The organism is Kitasatospora sp. NPDC001225, assembly GCF_053597855.1.
Map to the genome: position 1 here is coordinate 1 of NZ_JBSFJC010000341.1, position 2,668 is coordinate 2,668.

A 2,668-nucleotide genomic window follows, 5' to 3' on the forward strand; every position below is an offset into this window, starting at 1 on the left:
TGTTTTTTTTTTGTTTTGTGTGGGGATGACGTGTGTGGGCTAGACCGCGCGGGGGGGCCGCCCCCCCCCCGGGTGGCCGCGCCCCGGGGCGGCGCGAACAACCCCGCCGCCAACGCCCCCGACTGCTCACCCGGACCTGCCGGTTCAGCCGGAGTCACACCGCCGGACACCCGCCGCGGCGGACGTCACCCCGGACCCCGCGCGGCACCCGGCAGGCGGTCTCAGTAGAACCAGACCGAGAGCCGGGCCGTGGTCGGGGCCACGTCGCAGAAGTAGCTGACCGCCTCCCCGCGGGCCACGTAGGCCCGGCCGGCGGCGTCGCACGCGGCGCCGCTCGGGTACATGCCGATGTAGGTGTATCCGGTCGTCCTCGTCGTGGACGCCTGGGCGGCGGGAGCGGCCGCCAGGCCACCCGCAACCGTCAGCAGTCCGGCCAGGGCCATGGTGGAAACCGCTGTGCGCAATGCCATCTCGGTGGATCCTCCCTCGGGCGAGAACGCCGGAGTCCGCTTCCCGGCGCTCGGCGGCGAGCCTTCCGGAATCCCGGATTCGGGGCAATGGTAGAGACCAATTTGGCAGAAAACAGCCCACCGGCACGGCCTGGACCGTCGCCGCTGCCGCACCACGACGGAGGGGCTGTCCCCGAGCAGGACAGCCCCTCCGCGGGCACGGTCGTCAGCGGGCTCCTACCGGCCGGCCAGCGGGGCGAGGGAGCCCGGGTAGAGGTACTGCTGCGGGGGGATCGTCGTGCCGTGGGCCCAGGCGTCGAAGAAGCCCTTGAGGTCCTTGCCGGAGACCTTCGCGGCGAGGGCCTCGAACTGGGGGAAGGAGGCGTTGCCGTAGGCGTGGTCGGCGGTCCAGCGCTTGAGGGTGCCGAAGAACGCGTCGTCCCCGACGGTGCGCCGCAGGGCGTGCATCATCAGCGAGCCCTTGAAGTAGAGGGCCGGGGCGAGTTCCTTGCCCTGGCCGGGGTCGTACAGCTTGGTGGACCAGAACTCCGGCTTGTTCCGGTTCTCCTGGACGGTGGGGGCGTAGAAGCCGGTGTCGAGGTCGCTGCCCTGGTGTTCGTCCCACAGCTGGTTGGCGTACTGGGCGACGCATTCGGCGATGCAGCCGTCGCGCCAGTCGGTGAACGAGACGCTGTCGCCGAACCACTGGTGGGAGATCTCGTGGACCGCCGCGGCGTCCCAGAAGTAGTTGGTGTAGGTGGGCCGGCTCTGGGTCTCCAGGTCCGGCGCGCCGGTACCCGACTCCTTGGTCCAGCTGCGGACGATGGCGCCCGCGGAGGAGAACGGGTACGGGCCGAACCTGGAGGCCAGGAAGGCGATGATCTCCGGCTGCTGGGCCTCCGTCGCCTTGGCCACGTCGTCGATCGGCACGTCCGGGCCGTAGGCGGTGATGACCGGTGTCCCGTCGGGCAGTTCCGAGCGGTGGACGGTGAACCTGTCGATGGCGACGGTGCTGAGGTACGTCGCCATCGGCTTGTCCTCGCGCCAGCGGAAGGTCGTCGAGCCGTCCTTGCCGGTGGTCGGGCCGGGCCGGCCGTTGCCGATGGCCGTCCAGCCGTCGGGGACGGTCGCGGTGAGCGAGAAGGTGGCCTTGTCGGACGGGTGGTCGTTGGACGGGAACCAGGAGGTCGCGCCGTGCGGCTCGCCCATCGCGTTGACGCCGCCGGACACCAGCTGGTGCCAGCCCTCGGGGTCGGGCTTGCCCGCGTACACGACCCGTACGGCGAAGGTGGTGCCGCCGGCCACCCGGCGGGCGGGCTCGATGTCCAGCTTGTGCTCGCCGGAGCGGGAGAACGACCTGGCCGGGGCGCCGTTCACGGTGACCGAGGCGACCTGGAAGCCCTTCAGGTCCAGGGAGAGGCGGTCGAGGGGGCGCAGGGCCCGGGCGGTGACGGTGGTGTCGCCGTCCAACCGGTCGGGGTGCGCCGGGTCGTAGGCGATCCGGACGTCGTAGTTCGCCACGTCGTAGCCGGTGTTGCCGTCCTCGGGGAAGTACGGGTCCCCGATGCCGGCCGCTCCCGCGGGGGCGGCGGTCAGGGCGACGCCGAGGGCGGTGGCGGCCGCGACCAGGGTGGCGGCCTTGCGGCGGTGGTGGCTCAGTGGTGCGCGCATCTGTGGCTCCTGGGGGCGACGGGTGGTCAGGGTCGGGCCATGGCGGAGGCGGTGGCGTACTGCCACACCACGCCGATCAGCGCGTTGGTGCTGGTCGCCTGCGTCGCGGGGTCGACGTTGGCGAGGTCGTCGCACGCGCTGTGGAGGCAGTCCGAGACGCCGCTGCTGAAACCGGACGTCGGGATGCCGGCCTTCCCGAACGACTCGGTGTCGGAGCTGTCCAGCGGGATGTCGAAGGTGGCGAAGCCCCGGCTGCCGAACCAGTTCTCGAAGGCCTTGAAGGCCGCGGCCCCGCCGTTCTTCTCGTCCTTCACCACGAGGTACTGCTGGAGGTTCTTGCTGCCCGCCTGGTCGAGGTTGAGGTACAGGTCGATGGCCTTGCGGTCGTCGGCGGACAGGTTCTTGACGTAGTCCGCCGAGCCGACCAGCCCCGCCTCCTCCGCTCCCCACCAGGCGAAGTGCAGGTGCCGCTCGGGCTTCAGCCCGGCCTTGGCGACCTGGAGGGCGGTGGTCAGGACGGCCGCCGAGCCGGAGCCGTTGTCGTTGAT

The 2,668-nt window shown here is 71.3% G+C and carries 3 protein-coding genes; all 3 read right to left on the reverse strand.

Annotated features, from left to right (window positions below):
- Positions 1-221 precede the first annotated feature (221 nt).
- Entirely contained in the window at positions 222-470 is a 249-nt protein-coding gene (locus ACWDCZ_RS40130) for a hypothetical protein (protein ID WP_049651741.1), read from the reverse strand.
- A 216-nt stretch (positions 471-686) separates the two neighbouring features.
- Positions 687-2,120 carry a M1 family metallopeptidase gene (locus ACWDCZ_RS40135; protein WP_449818569.1) on the reverse strand — a complete coding sequence of 478 codons (1,434 nt, stop codon included), beginning with the start codon at positions 2,118-2,120 and terminating at the stop codon, positions 687-689.
- A 26-nt stretch (positions 2,121-2,146) separates the two neighbouring features.
- Positions 2,147-2,668: M28 family peptidase (locus ACWDCZ_RS40140; protein WP_449818570.1), on the reverse strand; the 522-nt coding region annotated here is incomplete at its 5' end.